The organism is Schlesneria paludicola DSM 18645, assembly GCF_000255655.1.
GTDB lineage: Bacteria > Planctomycetota > Planctomycetia > Planctomycetales > Planctomycetaceae > Schlesneria > Schlesneria paludicola.
This window is the reverse complement of the sequence record NZ_JH636435.1, coordinates 1,026,321-1,044,616: the sequence shown is the minus strand read 5'-3', so window position 1 is coordinate 1,044,616 and position 18,296 is coordinate 1,026,321. Positions and strand designations below refer to the sequence as shown.

Here is an 18,296-nt window from a genome sequence, read left to right as displayed (position 1 = left end):
TTTTGTCGTGGTACAACTCTCTGTTGTCACGGCCGTGCCGTCCTTCTGGTATCGAACAGCGACGCGCGGGTTCTATCTGAATGTCGCCGCTTTGTCTGTCAGGCTGTTCGGTGAGTAAAGCATCGAAGCGTGTTCTGTTTTTCCTGACGTGTGTCAGGGGGAGCAGAGTTCATTGCCGGTGGAAAATACCTCGACGATTCGGCTATTCTTCAATAGAGTTAAGGCGGGATGTCTTGTTTGAGTGGTTCAACAGAGATGTTTTCAACATGGCATTTCTTCGATGGCGACGTTGGTGGCCTTGGAACTGGTCGTCGAGGACCTGGCTATTCGCGATCGTCCTGGGGTTACTTGCGTCGCCGTTCGTCTCACGTTGGATCTGTTTGTGGCAGGTTCCTGATATCGCAGTTCCTTTTGATATCGAGTCTGTGATTCGTGCAGAGGTTCCGCCCGAGGAAGATGCCTTTGCGAAATATGTGGACGTCGTGAAGAGTCTTCGTCAATTCGAACCCGGTAAGTCCACGACAGACTTTGACTTCAATGTCAGTCACCTAGAAGGATTGGGGGACGCGAGATTCAATCAGTGGCTGATCGATCGCCGCGACATCCTTGCCGAATACCAGGCGGCGGGTGCGATGCCGCAGGCGGGTGGTCCTTCGCTGAAAACGGCAGACTACAATGTTCCCCTTTCACCTCATCAGGACTTCCGCGGGCTGGTCAGGTTCGCGATTGCCGAAGCGTCGCTGTACGAGCGGGAGGGGAACCTGGATCAGGCTTGGGCGTGCTATCTGGCAGGGGTACGGAGTGGCGTACATGTCGAACAACCTGGATTCGCGCTCTGTTGTCTGATTGGGAGCACCACAAGAAGTCTTTCCTACGAGGGGGTGTCGAATTGGGCGAGCCATTCGGTGCTCAAACCTGAGCAATTGCGGACTGCGCGCAGAGACATTGCCACGGCTTTGACTCGCCGTGTGCGTATGTCAGATATGGGAAGGGTGGAATACATTGTGATGAGGAACAGTGCGCGCGATCCGGAATTGGCGAATCAGATGATTCCCCATCCGGCGGTCTCCGGACCAATTTTGGGCTTTAAGCGATTTCTCTTGTGGTGCGTCGGCGAGCCGGAGCTCTCGCTAAGACTGGAGCGGCAATGTCTAGTAAATCGAGGGACGGAACCTGAAAAGCCCAAACATATACGCCGAAAGCAGCGAGCATCCACTCGGCTCGTCTTTGAACTCGATCCTCAAGCTCCTCGTCAACGCGGTCAGCTCGATGCGATAAGTCTGGTGCGAGCGATTGAGAGCACCTTTCCATTTTACGGCAATCGGCAATTTTATTCGGCAGATCTTCATCTCGATCTTGCTCTGCAGCGTGGAGACGCGCGTGCGACGATGATCATGGTCCTGCTGGCCGCTCAGGAATATCAGCGAATCCACGGAGAGTTCCCCGAGTTGCTTGCCGAGCTTGTCCCCGACTTCCTGAACGAGATTCCCTTTGACCCGATGGATGTCACAGGGGCTCCGATTCGTTACCGTCGCGAAGCCCATGGAGAAGCGATCGTTTGGAGCATCGGGCAGAACGAAGTTGATGACGATGGCAATATCGACAGTCCAACATTTGATGACATTGGCTATCACATCCGCGTAAAGCCCCTGACCGAAGCGACAACCGACCATCCGTCTCGGGCCCAGAAGTAGTCCGACCACGAAATCGGCTCTTGTAGGTCAGTCTCCATTCAAATTGCGTTGGGTGTGCTCAAAATCTTCTAGCGGTGGAATTCGTCTGGACGATTGGGTTATTCTTGAATGAAAAAGTCGAAATGTCTTGTCGCCGGGGTGGTGCGTTAGGTGACTTTCACTATGAAATTACTTCGGCAGTGGTGGTGGAAGCCATGGAACTGGTCATCGCGGACCTGGCTAATCGTCCTCCTTGTCGCGTGTCCGTGTATGCCTGTTATCTCTCGTTGGAGCTGCTTATGGCAGATCCCGGACGTGGTGCTGCCGTTCGATGTTGAGGCCGTCAGTCACGACGCCCTTCCTTCCGATGGGGATGCGTTCGTCAAGTATGCTGCAATTCTGGCGAGTCTGCGTCGGCATCCAATTGGGGATTACACGGTGTCGTTTTGGGTCGATGAAGACAAACGAGACGCAGATTGGGAGAAGCGATTTCAACAGTGGTTGATCGACCGACGCGACATTATGGCCGAGTATCAAGCCGCCGGAGCAATGCCACACGCAAACGGCCCCTCACTGAAGACGGCAGACTTTAATACGAGCTTGTCATTCCAGCAGGACCTGCGCCGCTTGGTCGATTTCGCCGAGTCGGAAGCAGAACTCTATGAGCGTCAGGGGAATCTCGACCTCGCTTGGGACTGCCACTTGGCCGCAATCAGGAGTGCGAATCATGTGGAAAAACCGGGATTGTCAATGTGCTGTATGATGGGGCACGCCGTCCGGAAAGTCGCATTCGATGGAATTGTCAAGTGGGCCTGCAATCCTGACTTAACCGTTGACCAAATTCAGACGGCTCGCAGAGATCTGATGAAGTCACTGGTCGGTCGCTTTCCTGCCTCGGATTCCGTCAAAGCGGACTACCTCGTCTTAAGGAATTCATTGCGTGCGTTCGATTTTCGAAATGCAATCCCGGGGCGACCGCTGGTGCAGGTCCCGATGTCGATATGCGAATACATTTCTTCCTGGAGCACTGCCGAGCCGGAACTGACACTGCGGTTGGAGCGACAACTGCTTGCCAATACGGTACCGGAACTCGACAAGCCTCGCTACTTGCGTCGTCCTCTGGCACATTCAAGGCGACTTGTGTTCGAGGATGAGCCAGACCGCCGTCTAGCACGGGGACAGATGAGTTCTGTCGCTCTGGCTCGCGCCGACGAGGCGATACTCTTCCGCTCAAGATTTCGGAGTTTGTCGAGTTCTGATCAACAGATCGACATGTGGTGCTTAAGGGCTCAAACGAGACAGGAGATGGTACTCGCTCTCTTAGCGGCTCAAGAATACCAGCGTGTCCACGGTGTATTTTCCGAATCGCTTGAACAGCTTGTTCCTACGATTCTGCCTGAGATTCCTCGTGATGCGATGGACCCCGCAGGATCTGCGATCCGCTATCGTCGCGATCCCAACGGGGGAGTCGTCATCTGGAGCGTCGGCGACAACGCAGTCAATGACGACGGCAAAATTGACGGCAAATCGCCCCTTGATCTCGGCTACGATGTCCAAGTCGGGGCCCGTAAGACCACCAGCGAATTATTGGAAGGTGTCAACGAATAATCGGGACGGTTTCCACTCAGGTTCAAAGGTGACATCACATCGTGAAGACCAAGGTACCTGTTCCACATACTTCATCAAGCTACGGTTCGCTTCAATGGAGGTCATCTCAATGCAATTGCCAGTGCCGCTCGCGATGTGTGCCTTCTTGATGTTGTGTTTCGTGGAGGCAATTCCCGCTGACACTGCGGATTCGAAAGAAGGAACCAAGAACACCGTTGTTACGCCGGCTCCGATCATTGGGGTCGGTGTCGCGTTGATTGCGCAGAAGCGGCCTCTGGGGTATGAGATTTCGAGTGTTGTTCCAAATACGCCCGCGGCGCTGTCGGGAGAGATTCGTCCTGGGGATCTTTTGATTGGGGTCAGGGCTGACGAGACGGCTGATGAAGTGGATGCACGAGAACTGGAGTTTGATGGTCTGCTGAAGCTCATTCGGGGGCCTTTGGATTCTGAAATTCGCTTGCGGGTTGTGCCGAAGGAGTCGCGGTTTGTGAAAGAGAAGGTGGTGGCCCTTAAGCGACGGCGGCTGTTCGGAGATCATTTGATTGGAAAGAAGTTGGATGTCACCTTCACGTCCATCGTTGATCGAGAGTCGCTCACGCTTGAGCAGTTCGAGCATCGGGCCGTATTGATGATGCTCTGGTCGAAAGAGAACGCCGATGAGCTTGCGGAACTGTTTGAGACCTTGGAAACACTGATTGGTCGGGAGACGATTTTTGACAAGGTCGAATTAATTGCCGTCAATTGTGATGAATCCGTCGATGCGGCTGACACGAACAGTCAGAACTTTCAGATCGACGGGCTGCGGCATGTGTGGCTCGATCCCCAAATTGCCAGAAAGGTTTCGTCGGGGAAGATGCCGTTGTTCGTGATTGTCTCTCCGAGTGGCAAAGTGGATGCGGTTTGTCCTCCTTATGCGATCGATGTCGATAAGTTTCTGTTGCAGTATGGGCTCTGAAATAAGGGCATCTGCGGATTCCTGTTTTCGGAGCGATTTGCTATTCCGGAGATCGAGTCACTCGCCCAATACGCCTTTATCAACCACGGCCTGCGCGAGTTGTTGTCCCAAGGTGGTCAGGTTCTCCTGCTGTGGCGCGGGCGCAAAACCTGGTTTAGTTGGATGGGCGGCGGGGATCGGACTCACGAACAACGTTGCCAGGTCGTAAACTCCGTACACAACGTGCATTGAACCGCCTCCGAATGCCGCGATTTCGCGGCGAAGATCGAAGGCCGTGATCGCTGCATTTAGATAGACTGCGACTTCGATCAATGCGTCTTTGTAGTTGGGGTGTTGTTGCACCTTCCTGCCGCACACCTGTTGAATAGCGCCGGCCGCACCGCGAACGGCGATCATGATTCGGTCGATCAGTGACCTGAGTGCGTGCGTAAACGCAATGTCCGCATAATCCGTGGGACTTAGGTAGGTCTCGACCGCCGCAGAGACTGCTCCACAACCTGTGTGTCCGAGGACGACGACCAGTTTCAGACTGTCGGCGAACTGTCTTACAGCGTAGTCAAAACTGCCGAGGCATTCCGTACCTAACACGTTGCCCGCGATTCGAAGTACGAACAGATCATTGAACGACTGATCAAAGATGGGCTCGACCGGGACACGTGCGTCCGAGCAGCCAAGTACCAAGGCATAAGGACGCTGCGTCGAAACCGCTCCGGCAACTAATGGCAAGCCAAGCGATACGGGGCTCATGGGGACAACGATTTCGCTGACGCCACCTTCGCCCAGGGTCGCCTTTTGCATTTGTGCCACAACCGACGTGAGTCGGAGATTGCCATCACACAGCAGTCGCATGGCGGCAGCGGAATCCGAAGGGCATTCCACTGAAATCGGCAAATGAGGGTCATATCGATAGATCAGATCCATGTAGAAGCTCGCTGTGAATGTCGTAACGAAGGCTGTGCGAAGAATGCGAGTTGCAAGCAAAACGTGCAGGCAACAGGTGGTCCACTGCCAAGTGGCGGGGGCGAAAATGACGTATCAAAGGGGCTTAGTGTTCACCCTCGATCATCAACAGGATCTCGGCTTGCCGAGTCGGAGGCAATCGCACCAGCCATAAAAACTGTTCGATTCCCGCGTGCTTAAGATGCAAGCTCGCGTACCGCGTGACCACAGTTCTGAAAAATCCGTGATTGACTGTCAGCGAGTGGTCGTCCTCGACGATGGTGACACCAGCGGGAAGATCCGGATCTTCTGGATTGTCATTGAAGTGGATCGTACAGAACTCGCCACCCGCACTGAATGAATCACCGGATTTGATGCTTTCCAGAAGTTGCAGTGGCCACCTTAGCCAGATCATCGAAATCAGGCCGAGCAGCCGCAATTCGTCGGTCGGGGGTGTCAGCGAGGCGAAGATCTGCCCATTCTCGCTGCGGAAATCGACACGGAAACGATGCTGATCGACGGTGAATTCTGTGGACGAAAGGCCGGTGGAAGTCTGGCTCATTGGCGCATCGCTTCGAGAGTTGGTCCCACGAATCTTGAAATCCTGCCGGGTGTGGCGTCATTCAAGGTGAACAGCCATCGTAACAATCGTTGCGATAGAAAGAGATCGACCAGCGCGGCAAACTTGAACAAGTTTGAACGGCTGGTCGATCCCATCTTTCGGGCGGAGGCATTGAACGTGTGTTCAATGCCTCCAGAGTTTTGGCACTCACTCTTGTGCGTCGATGGGCTTCTCACTTTCCCGCGGTGGGCTGCATCACGTATCGATCCTTCAGGGCCAGATTCATCTCGAGCACATTGATCAGTTGAACGCCGACAAGGCCGCCCAAGGGGGCCTGCGCCTTCTGACGAAGCAGGGTTTCGATTTCCTGATGGACCGTGGTGAGTTCCCGATTTGTTGTTTCTGCCCATTTCGTGGCGACGCGGTCCAGTTGATACAGCGCGTTCTTCAGCGTGATGTGCGGGTCAAGCCCCGACCCTGATGCCATCACCAGGTCGCCCGGAACCTGTTCCAGATCTGCGTCGGGGTGCTCTTGGCGCCACATGTCAAAGAAGATCGACTGAATGTCGGCACCTTTCGCGGCGGGTTGGATGGCTTTGTCGGTTGAATCTTCACGCGTGACTCCCGCCGGAAACGTTCCGGGATGTTCTTTCGAGTAGCTCGTGAAGAACGCCACGGCCAGGTCTTCAGGCTTTGGATTAGTGTTGTCGGGGTTGTCTTTTTGCCATTGCGCCAGATCCGCGGGATGGCTTGCCTCCCACGCTGTCACAAATGCCGCGTTCAACGGATCCGCTTTGACCCAGTTGACAGCGAGCGTTGAGTGCGTGGTCGCCCATTCTGCGACGATGCCGGGCTTATCCTGGAATCGATCCTGTTGGAACCATGTCTCGATATCTGCCGCGACAAGCTGACCTTTGCTCGGTCCACTGCGATACTTGACGATGGGGCCGAGCATTCTCGCGACGCGGTCTCGCAATAGAGAGTTGCTTGAACCCCAGTTGCTGGCGCCTGACGCGGCGGCATTGTACGACGCGGCCGAGGGGCGTGGATGGAAATATTGATCTTCGCTGAACGGCTGGGCTATCAGACGCGAGCCAATCGCCTTACCGTTTTGGTCGAAAATCAGACTTCCCTCGGCCTTGGAATGAAAAACGGTTTGGCCGATCGCCAGCAGGATCAATGGATAGCCGACGCAGCACAGCAGGACCGTCGTGACAAGCAGCCACGAACAGGCGCGAAGATGGACGAACATGAGATGACCTTCCAGTAATTTGATCGATGTCGATTGCCAAGCTTGCGAGCTGAATTCAGCGGCCAGGCAATGCTCGCGTGATCGACTCTTAGATGTTTTCGAAAGTTGGCCGAACCCGTCGATACGAACTCAACAGGTTCGGAGTGGTTACGATGCAAGATGTAGGCCGACAAGTGTCAGGTCGATCAATTTGATGCCGATAAACGGAACGATAACGCCACCGAGGCCCCACACCAGCAAGTTTCTTCGCAGTAGGGCATCGGCCCCGACGGGGCGATATGTCACACCCTTCAGTGCGATGGGGATCAGCAGCGGAATGATGATCGCATTGAAGATGACGGCCGACAGAATCGCCGACGTCGCTGAATGCAATCCCATAATGTCGATGCTTTTCAACCAAGGCAGAGTCGCGGCGAACAGTGCTGGGACAATTGCGAAGTACTTCGCCAGGTCATTGGCGATCGAGAATGTCGTGAGCGCACCACGAGTCATCAGCAATTGCTTGCCGATCTCGACAACCTCCAGCAATTTTGTGGGATCGCTGTCCAGGTCGACCATGTTGCCGGCTTCTTTTGCGGCCTGCGTCCCGGAGTTCATCGCCACCCCGACATCGGCCTGAGCCAGCGCCGGTGCATCGTTTGTTCCATCTCCCATCATGGCCACCAGTTTTCCAGCGGCCTGTTCCCGGCGGATATAATCGAGCTTGGCTTCGGGGGTTGCCTGTGCCACGAAGTCATCGACGCCCGCCTGTTCTGCGATCGCTTTGGCGGTCAGAGGGTTGTCGCCTGTGACCATCACGGTTCGAAGTCCCATGCGGCGCAATCGTTCGAACCGGTCCTTCATGCCCGGTTTAAGAATATCTTCGAGCACGACGATGCCGGCCAGCTTGTTTCCTTCGCACACGAGCAGCGGAGTTGCACCGCGTGAAGCCACTTCGTCAACTTGCTTCTGCACGCGCTCTGACACCTGGCCCTGCCCTTCTCTGATGCGGCGCAGCACTGCATCGGGGGCTCCCTTGCGGATCTGTTGTCCGTCGGGCAGATCCAATCCGCTCATTCGAGTCTGTGCAGTGAAAGGCACGAAACGAGCGCCGGTGGACATGGCGGCTTCGAGGCGGTGGACGGCACCGTCGCCCATCAAATGCTGATTCAGTTCGACAATGCTCTTTCCTTCTGGGGTCTGGTCGGCATACGAGGCTAGTGCCGCCAGGCGACCGACTTCCTTCGCGGTGTAACCCTCCACCGGAATAAACTGTGTTGCGCGGCGATTCCCAATTGTGATCGTTCCGGTTTTGTCCAACAGCAGGGTGTCGATATCACCCGCCACTTCCACGGCTTTTCCACTCTTGGCGAGGATGTTGGCTCGAAGAGCGCGGTCCATCCCGGCGATTCCAATCGCCGCCAGCAAAGCACCGATCGTGGTCGGGATCAGACACACGAGCAAGGCGACCAGTGTCGGAATATCCGTTCCTAGACTTTTCAGGGGCTGTGGGAGACCCAAGTAGGACTGCATGTAGAGTTCCGCATTGTGGGCCATGGGCCACAACGAGGCGGTGACAATCAGAAAGATCAGCGTGAACGCCGAAAGAACGAGTGACAAGGCAATCTCATTTGGTGTCCGCTGCCGGATGGCACCTTCGACCAATGCGATCATGCGATCGAGAAATGACGCGCCGGCTCCTGCAGTGATCTCGACGACGATTCGGTCAGAGAGCACGCGTGTCCCCCCGGTCACACCAGAACGGTCGCCCCCTGCTTCGCGGACGACAGGCGCCGACTCGCCGGTGATTGCCGATTCGTCCACCGACGCGACGCCTTCCACGATTTCACCATCGCCAGGCACAACTTGACCGGCTTCGACAACGACACGGTCGCCGGTCTTGAGTTCCGTCGAGGCGACTTGTTCGAGCTGGCCGCTTGTACGCAGACGAAAGGCGGGCGTTTCGCGACGTGTTTTGCGCAGGGTGTCTGCCTGGGCCTTGCCGCGTGCTTCTGCGAGGGCTGTGGCAAAGTTTGCAAACAGCACGGTCGCAAGCAGCCAGAAGTCGAGCGCCAGCAGATAGCCGGTCGAGACCTGGCTCTGATAGCCGATCAGATTCGCAATGGTGAAAATGACGGTCAGCACCGTACCGACTTCCACCACGAACATCACGGGGTTTTTCCACTGGATGTCGGGACGCAGCATGGCAAACGACTGAATGAACGCAGCCTTCAGCAAGCTGGGTTCGAATAACCCATTGCGCCGACTGGCTCGGCGTGACGCCTTCTGTGCTTCTGCAACTACCCTTTCGGGAGGGGTACTCGGAGGTGGGGCAATTGGAATCGCTTTATTAGACATAGCAACCTCAACGGAACTGTTTTCGATAAAAGTGTGTCAGCCGTTCTGAATGGATCAGTGAACGGGCCATGTTCGAGAACGTGTCGGGACGGGGTGGCAATACCACTGCCCGCCTGATGAAAAAATGGGGACGGGCTCCGCAAAGACTCCAACACGCCAAATGATCGTGAAGACAACGGTGTCTGTCCCCCTGATTGCGATGGACGGCTAGCCACCAAACGGGATTGGTCCCAGATGTTCCGCCACGGGGCCCAACACGGCTGCCGGCAGGAACGTCAACGCTCCGAGTAACAACACTGTGCCCAGCAGCAGGCAGCCGAATGTCACGTTGTCTGTTCGAAGTGTTCCTGCGGTGAACGGTGTCGGCCTCTTGGCTGCGAGACCCGCGGCGAGGGCGATTGGCGCGATGATGGGGATGTACCGACTGATCAACATTACCAAGCCTGTCGCGATATCCCAAAACGGACTGTACGGGGCTGGGGCCGGATTGTCGTAGTAACCATAGGTATCTCCCAAGCCCTCAAATCCCGAGCCGTTGTTCGCCGAAGCCGAACTGAATTCGTACAGAATTTCCGAGAAACCATGCGCACCCGGATTGTTGGTGGCACCCGTTCCCCATGGCATGACTGCGAACAGTCCTGTCGGTCCGAGGACCATGATCGGATGAATCAGGAAAGCCAGCATCGCCAGTTTCATTTCGCGCGCTTCGACCTTCTTTCCCAGATATTCTGGAGTTCGTCCGACCATGAGTCCCGCCAGAAAGACGCCAATGATCAGGAAGACCAGCATGTTGACCAGGCCGACGCCTTTTCCGCCATATACGCAGTTCAACCACATTCCCGTCAGGGGCGTGATTCCCGCGAGCGGATTCAGGCTATCGTGCATACAGTTGACGGAACCGCAGGTCACTGCCGTCGTGATGGCGGCGAATGTTGCCCCAGCCGATGTGCCGAATCGAAGTTCTTTTCCTTCCAGATTCCCCAGTTCCTGATCGACGGGCAGTCCTGCGACCGCCGGGCTGTTGATGATTCGCTTTCCTCCTGGGATCGTCGGATCGGCAACCTCATACGACTGGGCCAAGTGGGCGGTCAGAGCGGGATTCGGGTGCATGGCATCCCAGTAAATGGCCCAGCCAGCCAACACCATGAACATTGCGGTCATGACAGAATAGATCACAATGGCGTGCCGCATCTGCTTCAGCATGTGACCGTACATCAAAATCAGTGACAGCGGAAAAATCAGAATGTTGATACAGCTCAGGATGTTGGACCATGCCGAGGGGTTCTCGTAGGGATGAGCCGAGTTGGCGCCGAAGAATCCACCCCCGTTCGTGCCCAGGTGTTTGATCGGAATCACGGCGGCGACGGGGCCACGAACAATCATCTGCGGGTTCGGCTGGCCATCAGGGGCCGTTCCCATGGCACCAGACTCGATCGTCGCAATGGAGGCTTGCCCGTCGAGAGTCATCGGCTGACCTTCGGCCATCAGCAGGATTCCCATGACGACGCTAAGCGGCAGAAACGCATAGACGACCACGCGCCACATGTCCAAGTAGTAGTTGCCCATGTGGGCATCTCCACGTAACCCGCGGATGATCGCGGCGAGTGCGCAGAAGCCTACCGCCGCCGAGACGAACATGTTCCAAATGATGAACATGATCTGGCTGAAGTGTGACAAATGCTGGTCACCGGAATAATGCTGCAAATTCGTGTTCGTCATGAACGATGTCACGGTATTGAAAACGGTTGTGGGACTCAGCGTACCGCGACCGTCAGGATTCAACGGCAACCATGCCTGCGATTGCAGGACGGCAAAACCGAAGACGAACATCACGATGTTAAATAGCATCAACGCGATGGTGTACTGCTTCCAGTCTTGCGGGCCGGTATCGATCCGACGCTCAAACCATTGCAGCCAGCCGGGAGCGTGATAACGCCCGTCAATGATCCACGCGAGATATCGTCCCAGCGGGATCGATAAGACAATGGTGGTCGCAAGAATCAGAATTGGCAGAGTCCACATGATGCAAAGCAGCCTTTCGCCACTTGTGTAATGTCACACGTTGAATTTCGGGGGCCACGGGGTCGTGCGAAATGAGGTCGAATGTTCCGCGACAGTTCGACGATCCGTTGGGGCGAAGTCTGATAGGTGACAAGACACTAGAACCATTCGGGGCGCAACAGCGCCGCCAGAAGATAAATGAACAAGAACACGGTGACTAACGCAGCGAGAGCGAGCATGGTTGATCTTTCACACCTTGTCGCAGACAAGGATAAACGAGAACAAAAAGGCGAGAGTCACGAGGCCAAGAATGACCATCGCTGGAATCCAGATTGCTAAGCTCATGATGCTGCTCCATCAGGTGTAATTTCAGACAGGGTCCTCAAACGGCCCGTTGAAACAAGGGGGGCAAGCACTTTGGCTATCACGATGTCACTGCGTTTGTGAATCGTTCTTGGGCCAGTCCCTGTTATTTCAACAGACCACTAAAGCACGAGTTGTGCCGCATCTGATGTTTTGTCGTAAACTGTTGTTTGGTAATGTGTTGTTGTTGATTCTTGTTTGTCGTTCGGGTCGCGGCTCATTGCAAAGTGCCCGACGAATCGGGCGAATTGCAGGCACGTGAGAGAATTCGATCCACAACGCTTGGATCAATCGCTCGCGGTCGAATGCAGGCCTACTGAAGTTCCGATTGCCTCAGCAAATGCTCAAGACTTCGCACGGCTTCGCGACGGTTGCTGTCGGAATAAGGGTGAACGGCAAGTTCGACGATATACATCGATTTGCGCGACAAAACATAGTAATTCAACTTCTGTTCCCAGCATTCGGCCTCGCAGCATCGTCGTAGCGACTCGCTGAGTGGATCAGAGCGATCGCGATCTGTGAGAGCTGAACGAGTGGAGAGCTTTGTGCTGTTTCCGATAAGCCTCTTGAAGAGTATTGAGAGACTTCGTCGAAACCAAACCAGAAGTGAATAAGTGCGGGAATTGTGAGCGGTCATGATGACATCCAAGTCAAATAAGAGCTTTCGATCACTACACGAGCCCACGACGACCGCTGATTCGCACATGTCGCCAAATCGGGCCGTTAAAATCACGAGAATCGGCGGCTTCGGTCTTCGCGAACTCATGGCACGTTCAAATCTGTGCGTAGCCCGTCATCGCGATTCCAACATGCGGTTTGTCCTCGGTCGGCCTTGAGTGCGGGCCAAGGCAAGGCAGCAGAGACTTGGCTGAAACGCGCATTGATCACGTCACGATGGTGATGCGCGAGACGAAATCGCGGGCAACGACCTGGATCAGTTGCTGGCTGGTGCCTCAATGTGTTGCTCATTCGCCAAGCAGCGCTGCATGGTTTCAGCGTCCAGCTGCAGGGCTCAACCGCTTTCGCGATCAGCTCGTTGCATGGCAAGTTGTGGAAAGGGCGAGCGCCTCTTGGTGGCTATCGTCCATTCGTCGTGCGATGACCTTTCGCGGCAATTCAAACGTCACAACGCAAGCGACGTGCCGAGATGACAAGGCGAGTCGTAACCAGTTGCGGGACTGGCGCAAAACGTCGAAGGGCCACTTTGAACCGGGTTCACCTGGATTGCAATTTGCCCGATGCTGCGGGCAAATTGCAAGATCCGCTCATGAGAATTGGAGCGTGTGGTCGTTCGCAGTTTGAGCAAAAGAGCGACGCGCCGCTGAGCTTGCGGTGCGGTGTAAGTCTTTATTGGGGATTGGGTTGTGGTTCGTTGTTTGGGGCTCGGCGCAGGGCGGTTAGCCGAGTGGATGGGAACGGTATGGAAGTTTCTAATGACTGACGGATCGGGGGCGTCTTAGTCTTTGGTTGCTGCGTACTGATCCGATTTGGATCGCATGTGTTCCCAGCATTTTTCTGCGATTGCGAACACAGCCAGGACGCCCATGAGCGCTGCCAAGTCCAGAAACAGATGAAACAGCATACTCCTACTCCCGTTCAGAAGACGCCGAGAATTGCAAAGATGATGAACGTGGATTCAATGTCACAAAGAAGTGATTCAACTCGACCTGATACGTCCGATCGTCGAGGCTGGGGGCGAATTTCAGATACGCTGTAGCAGGTTTTATGCCGACCAAACAAACTCGATGCGACGAGTGCGGCACGGGAGAGTTTGATTGCTCGGCTTGGGACGTGCCAGATGCGCGACACTGTGATTCGCACGATCGCCTCGGCAGAATGCAGCAGAAGGATGGGAGAAACACCCGAAGTGACGCGTCATTTTCAGGGGCACAATCGGGGTTTGTTACTCAAGACCGTATTGTTGACCGTGAAACGCTCACAGCCAATTCCGCGTGTGCCCAGCGACTGAAAAGGTGAAGCCTATGAACATTTTGCTGATCGACGACGATCCGGGATTGCGAAAGTCGATTCGAATGGCCCTCGAGACCATGAATCATAAGGTCACCGAAGCACGCGACAGTTCTGAAGCGCTCGATAATCTGGCACATGGTCTTTTTGACGTCGCTTTCTTGGACGTTCGGCTGGGGAAAGAACGCGGGTTGGACGTTCTTCCTGATTTATTGCGGCTGACGCCAGGGTTGGCAGTCGTGGTGATTACGGCCTATGCCACGATTGAAATTGCGGTCGATGCAATGCGACGTGGAGCGATCGATTTCCTTCCTAAGCCATTTACGCCTGCCGAGATCCGCATTGTGCTGGATCGTGTTTCGCGCCTCCGTCGATTGCAGTCTCACGTCGAAGAATTAGAGGAACGCGTAAAGTCCATTTTTCCGGAAGTGGATTTAGAGACTGACGAGCCTTCGATGCGTCAGGCGCTCGACCTGGCGTTTCGTGCTGCACCCACCGAAGCGACGATTCTTCTACGTGGCGAAAGCGGTACGGGCAAAGGAGTTGTCGCCCGAGCCATTCATGCGCGAAGTCAGCGATCGGAAGCCCCATTTGTAACGGTCCATTGCCCCAGTCTTTCTGCAGACCTCTTGGAAAGTGAAATGTTTGGTCACGCCAGGGGAGCATTCACGGGGGCTGTTCTGGAGACGCTTGGGAAAGTCGCTGTGGCTGAAGGCGGCACGTTGTTTCTGGACGAGATTGGGGATCTTCCACCGGCGCTTCAGCCGAAGCTACTGCGACTCTTGCAAGATAAACAGTATGAACGCGTGGGAGAGGCGCGGACCCGCCTCTGCAACATTCGAATTCTTGCTGCCACAAATCGTGACCTGCAGGCCGCTGTGGCAGCGGGTACATTTCGCGAGGATTTGCTATATCGGCTGAATGTTTTCGAGATTTTTCTGCCGCCGCTCAGGCAGCGACGAAAGGATCTTGAGACATTGATTGACCATTTATTGCAATTCTTTGCGCGGCAAAACGGAAAAGGAATCAAAGGCTTTACGGCAGAGGCTCGCGCCGCCGTTATGAAATATCCCTGGCCGGGCAATGTACGAGAATTGCGTAATGCAATTGAACGCGGTGTGATCCTGGCAACCAGTCCCGAAGTGGGATTGGCGGAGCTTCCCGCGCAGATTGGGGCCGAGCGACCACAGCCTGTGATGGAAGTCGGCGGAGCGATGACTCTTGAACAACTGGAGTCCGCGCATATCCAGCGTGTGCTGGAGAATGGATCGAGTTTGGAAGAGGCTTCAGAAATCCTGGGAATTGATCCCAGCACGCTTTATCGAAAGCGAAAACGATATGGGTTCTGAATGCTCCTCGCAAATTGGATTTCGACTCAACCTCGCCTTCTTGGAGTCCGACCGCTTGTTTGAACAGGCCGCCCGGCGCCGATCTCCGAAAAGTGATTCTCCATGAATATGTCGATCACCCTTCGCCAGCGTATTCTGCTGACGCTACTTCCCCTGTTGATCCTCTTGGCAGTGATGGGCGGCGCCGGTGTGTTCCTGTTGCGCCATCTTGGCGGCAGCATTGATGTAATTCTGCGTGAGAATTACGACAGCGTCGTTGCGATGCAGGAATTGAAAGAGGCGCTGGAACGGATCGATTCGTCATTCCAGTTCCAGCTTGTTTCACACGGACTGCAAGACGCGACGGAACGAACGAAGTTGTCAGAAAACGCCAGAATGCACTTCGACTCGAACTGGGAATCTTTCGAGCACGCGCTGGCGGTGGAAAACATCAATGTCACAATCCATCCGGTCGAAGATCGACTGGCACAAAGCCTGCGTGAACTGAGCGAGCGTTACCGGATGCAAGGCCGCAGGTTTTACGAAAGCGGGCAATCAGGCCCCGTGCTTCACCAGGAGTACTACGGCAAGGGGGGATTGTACGACAGCTTTCTGCTCATCAAGCAGCAGGCGGATGATATTCTGCAACTAAATCAACGAGAGATGAAGCAGGCCAGCCATGCGGCCAGTCAGGCGGCCTCTACATCTTTAATTTATTTGAGCGTCGGCCTTGCCGCTGCCGAGTGTCTGGCAGGACTTTTGGCTTGGCATGCAATTCGATCGACCCTTCGCCCCATCCAGGCGGTGACGCAGGCGGTGATGGGAATTCGAGCCGGCAATCTGGATCAAGTTGTGCCGGTGTTTTCTCGAGACGAACTTGGACAACTGGCGGAAGCGTTCAATGTGATGGCGCGTCACCTTCGAGACTATCGCCAGTCCCAGACGGCACATCTACTGCGGGCTCAACGGACTGGTCAGGCGACGATCGACTCGTTTCCCGATGCGGTCCTTGTCATTGATGCCGATGCCCGAGTCGAAATGGCCAATCCGGTCGCGCGACGCCTGTTCGGGGTGGCGCCGAAAACACCGGAGCAACCCGCTTCTGGCATCTGGCAGCCACCAGATGCATTGCGCCAACCACTCGAAGAAGCGCTGCTCGGTCAACGCGATTATCTGCCAGAGAGCTTCGATCGAATTGTCCTGCTTGGCGAGAGCGGTTGGGAGCGGGCATTTTTACCCAGAATTATGACGATCCGTGATACGCAAGGCCACACGCTTGGTGCGGCCGTCCTGCTGCAGGACGTGACACGATTGCGTCTGCTGGATCAGATGAAGAGCAATCTCGTGGCCACCGCCAGCCATGAACTGAAGACTCCTCTGACGAGTGTGCGACTGGCCGTTCATCTTCTGTTAGAGGAATCAACCGGACCACTGACATCGAAGCAGATCGAGCTGTTACTCGATGCGCGTGAGAACAGCGAACGTCTGTTGAGCATGGTCAATAACCTTCTGGATCTCGCACGACTGGAACAGGGACGGCCTCAGCTGGATGTGCAGATGGCGTCACCTGCCTCACTGTTGCGAGATGCCGCCGACGCCGTACGTGTTCGCGCCCAAGACAAAAGTGTGACGTTGATCGTGGATGTTCCCGGAGTTCTTCCTGAAGTCGCAGTCGATACAAGTCGAATGGGGCATGCGTTGAGCAATCTGCTCGACAACGCACTTACCTATACGGACAGCGGCGGAACGATCAGCCTGTCAGCCGAGCTAGTTGGTCGCGACATCATCTTGTCAGTGAAGGACACCGGTTCTGGCATTCCCCCGGAATACGTGCCCCATGTCTTCGAAAAATTCTTTCGTGTTCCCGGGCAAAGCCGAGGCAGCGGCACAGGGCTTGGTCTGGCTATTGTCAATGAAATCGTCACCGCGCATGGTGGCACTGTCTCGTGCGAAAGTCAGCCCGGCATCGGTACCGCCTTCCACATCCGACTGCCGACTGTCGTCGACGATTTTCCACGGGAAGGGGCTGCGCGATCGGGCGGTCCTGCTTCCGAGCCCGTGCGATAATTCTGCAGGAGAATCCCTTGTCTGCCGACCAGAGTGGCCCGACGCCCGAACATTTCCTCACGCTAATCCGCCAGCAACAGCGGGGACGTCTGAAGATCTATTTGGGCTTCGCCGCGGGAGTTGGAAAGACCTATGAGATGCTGCAGGAAGGGCAGCGTTTGAAGGCACGTGGCGTCGATGCCGTGATCGGAATCGTGGAAACGCACGGCCGCGCCGACACCGCGGCGCAGGTGAGCAATCTGGAACAGGTGGCACGTCGCAAGATCGAATATCGGGGCGTCGTTCTTGAAGAAATGGACTTGGATGCCATTCTGGCGCGACATCCGTCAGTCGTCCTGGTGGATGAACTCGCGCATACGAATGCGCCGGGCAGCAAGTTTTCGAAGCGTTATCAGGATGTTGAGGAGCTACTGCGTGCCGGGATCAACGTCATCAGCACGCTCAATATTCAACATCTCGAAAGCCTGTACGACATGGTCGAGAAGTCGACGGGTGTCAAAGTCAAAGAGCGTATTCCTGATTACATTGTCGGCATGGCCGACCAGTTGATCAACGTTGATCTTTCCGCAGAAGACCTTCGCGAACGTTTGCAGGCCGGAAAGATTTATCCCGCGGAACGCATTGATCGCGCTCTGGACAGTTTTTTCACTCAAGCCAATCTGACGCGGCTACGCGAGTACGCACTCGAAGAGATCTCGCATCGGTTGGATCAGCGACGAACAAAAACGGACTCCGTGGCGGCGCAGGGCGGCACCGCTCGGGTGATGGTCTGTTTGAGTTCTCGCGGCCCCAATGTCGAGCATTTGCTGCGGAAGGCGGCACGTCTGGCCGATCGACTGAACGCTCCTTGGTATGCCGTCTACATTCAGACTCCCCACGAGGATCTGACCCGCATATCGGCCGCTGTACAGCGCCAGGTTAGCAACAATCTGGCGTTGGTCCAACAACTGGGCGGAGTCGAAATGACGTTCAAAGGCGCGGATGTTGTCAGCACGATCGTTGCCTTTGCGAAGGAATACAGCGTCACGCACATTGTGCTAGGACGCACGCAACGTCCCTGGTATCGCCGCGTGTTCGGCCAGTCAGTCTTGGACAAACTGCTTCAGGCCATTCCGGAAGCCGACGTGCTTGTCGTCGGACAGCCCTGACGAATCCACTCTGAAGTCGATTGGGACGCAGTGGGGTCTCTGTATGGCGCGTAGCGCCGCAAAATCCTAAAATGAATCGAATTGTCATTGAAATG

14 protein-coding genes are annotated in these 18,296 nt (G+C 55.4%); 6 read left to right on the top strand and 8 right to left on the bottom strand.

From position 1 onward, the window contains the following. Positions 1–266: 266 nt before the first annotated feature. The 3 genes from OSO_RS0121820 to OSO_RS0121805 all read left to right on the top strand — a co-directional run bounded on the left by OSO_RS0121820 (position 267) and on the right by OSO_RS0121805 (position 4,236). Entirely contained in the window at positions 267–1,694 is a 1,428-nt protein-coding gene (locus tag OSO_RS0121820) for a hypothetical protein (protein WP_010585248.1), read from the top strand. A gap of 162 nt (positions 1,695–1,856) precedes the next feature. Then, complete coding sequence (locus OSO_RS0121810) at positions 1,857–3,281, top strand: hypothetical protein (RefSeq protein WP_157605379.1); 1,425 nt, start codon at positions 1,857–1,859, stop codon at positions 3,279–3,281. A 109-nt stretch (positions 3,282–3,390) separates the two neighbouring features. Next, positions 3,391–4,236 (top strand): PDZ domain-containing protein, encoded by an 846-nt coding sequence (locus OSO_RS0121805; protein WP_010585245.1) that lies wholly within the window; start codon positions 3,391–3,393, stop codon positions 4,234–4,236. 57 nt (positions 4,237–4,293) lie between these two features. On the opposite strand, the gene OSO_RS44555 is transcribed toward OSO_RS0121805, so the two are convergent. The 8 genes from OSO_RS44555 to OSO_RS52295 form a co-directional block, all read right to left on the bottom strand. Continuing rightward, positions 4,294–5,157 (bottom strand): carbonic anhydrase, encoded by an 864-nt coding sequence (locus OSO_RS44555; RefSeq protein ID WP_010585244.1) that lies wholly within the window; start codon positions 5,155–5,157, stop codon positions 4,294–4,296. A gap of 124 nt (positions 5,158–5,281) precedes the next feature. Further along, positions 5,282–5,737: a hypothetical protein gene (locus OSO_RS0121795; protein WP_010585243.1), complete on the bottom strand. Its 456-nt coding sequence runs from the start codon at positions 5,735–5,737 to the stop codon at positions 5,282–5,284. 232 nt (positions 5,738–5,969) lie between these two features. Beyond that, entirely contained in the window at positions 5,970–6,989 is a 1,020-nt protein-coding gene (locus tag OSO_RS49980; protein ID WP_010585241.1) for a potassium-transporting ATPase subunit C, read from the bottom strand. A gap of 147 nt (positions 6,990–7,136) precedes the next feature. After that, the gene (kdpB, locus tag OSO_RS0121780; RefSeq protein WP_050986174.1) at positions 7,137–9,326 is read right to left on the bottom strand and encodes a potassium-transporting ATPase subunit KdpB; all 2,190 of its coding nucleotides are present in this window, start codon (positions 9,324–9,326) and stop codon (positions 7,137–7,139) included. 207 nt (positions 9,327–9,533) lie between these two features. Further along, complete coding sequence (gene kdpA, locus OSO_RS0121775) at positions 9,534–11,348, bottom strand: potassium-transporting ATPase subunit KdpA (RefSeq protein WP_010585239.1); 1,815 nt, start codon at positions 11,346–11,348, stop codon at positions 9,534–9,536. Between the two features lie 137 nt (positions 11,349–11,485). Then, positions 11,486–11,566: a K(+)-transporting ATPase subunit F gene (gene kdpF, locus OSO_RS52670; RefSeq protein ID WP_083842940.1), complete on the bottom strand. Its 81-nt coding sequence runs from the start codon at positions 11,564–11,566 to the stop codon at positions 11,486–11,488. Positions 11,567–12,003: 437 nt separating this feature from the next. Further along, entirely contained in the window at positions 12,004–12,456 is a 453-nt protein-coding gene (locus OSO_RS0121765) for a hypothetical protein (RefSeq protein WP_010585238.1), read from the bottom strand. 690 nt (positions 12,457–13,146) lie between these two features. Next, positions 13,147–13,272 carry a hypothetical protein gene (locus tag OSO_RS52295; RefSeq protein WP_261340389.1) on the bottom strand — a complete coding sequence of 42 codons (126 nt, stop codon included), beginning with the start codon at positions 13,270–13,272 and terminating at the stop codon, positions 13,147–13,149. Between the two features lie 400 nt (positions 13,273–13,672). Here OSO_RS52295 and OSO_RS0121745 point away from each other — a divergent pair, with 400 nt between their 5' ends. The 3 genes from OSO_RS0121745 to OSO_RS0121730 all read left to right on the top strand — a co-directional run bounded on the left by OSO_RS0121745 (position 13,673) and on the right by OSO_RS0121730 (position 18,201). Further along, a complete protein-coding gene (locus OSO_RS0121745) occupies positions 13,673–15,007 on the top strand; it encodes a sigma-54-dependent transcriptional regulator (RefSeq protein WP_010585236.1) in 1,335 nt (444 codons plus the stop codon). A 102-nt stretch (positions 15,008–15,109) separates the two neighbouring features. Further along, positions 15,110–17,053 carry a HAMP domain-containing sensor histidine kinase gene (locus OSO_RS44540; RefSeq protein WP_083842939.1) on the top strand — a complete coding sequence of 648 codons (1,944 nt, stop codon included), beginning with the start codon at positions 15,110–15,112 and terminating at the stop codon, positions 17,051–17,053. Positions 17,054–17,070: 17 nt separating this feature from the next. Next, positions 17,071–18,201: a sensor protein KdpD gene (locus OSO_RS0121730; RefSeq protein ID WP_010585234.1), complete on the top strand. Its 1,131-nt coding sequence runs from the start codon at positions 17,071–17,073 to the stop codon at positions 18,199–18,201. The last annotated feature ends 95 nt before the right edge of the window (positions 18,202–18,296 follow it).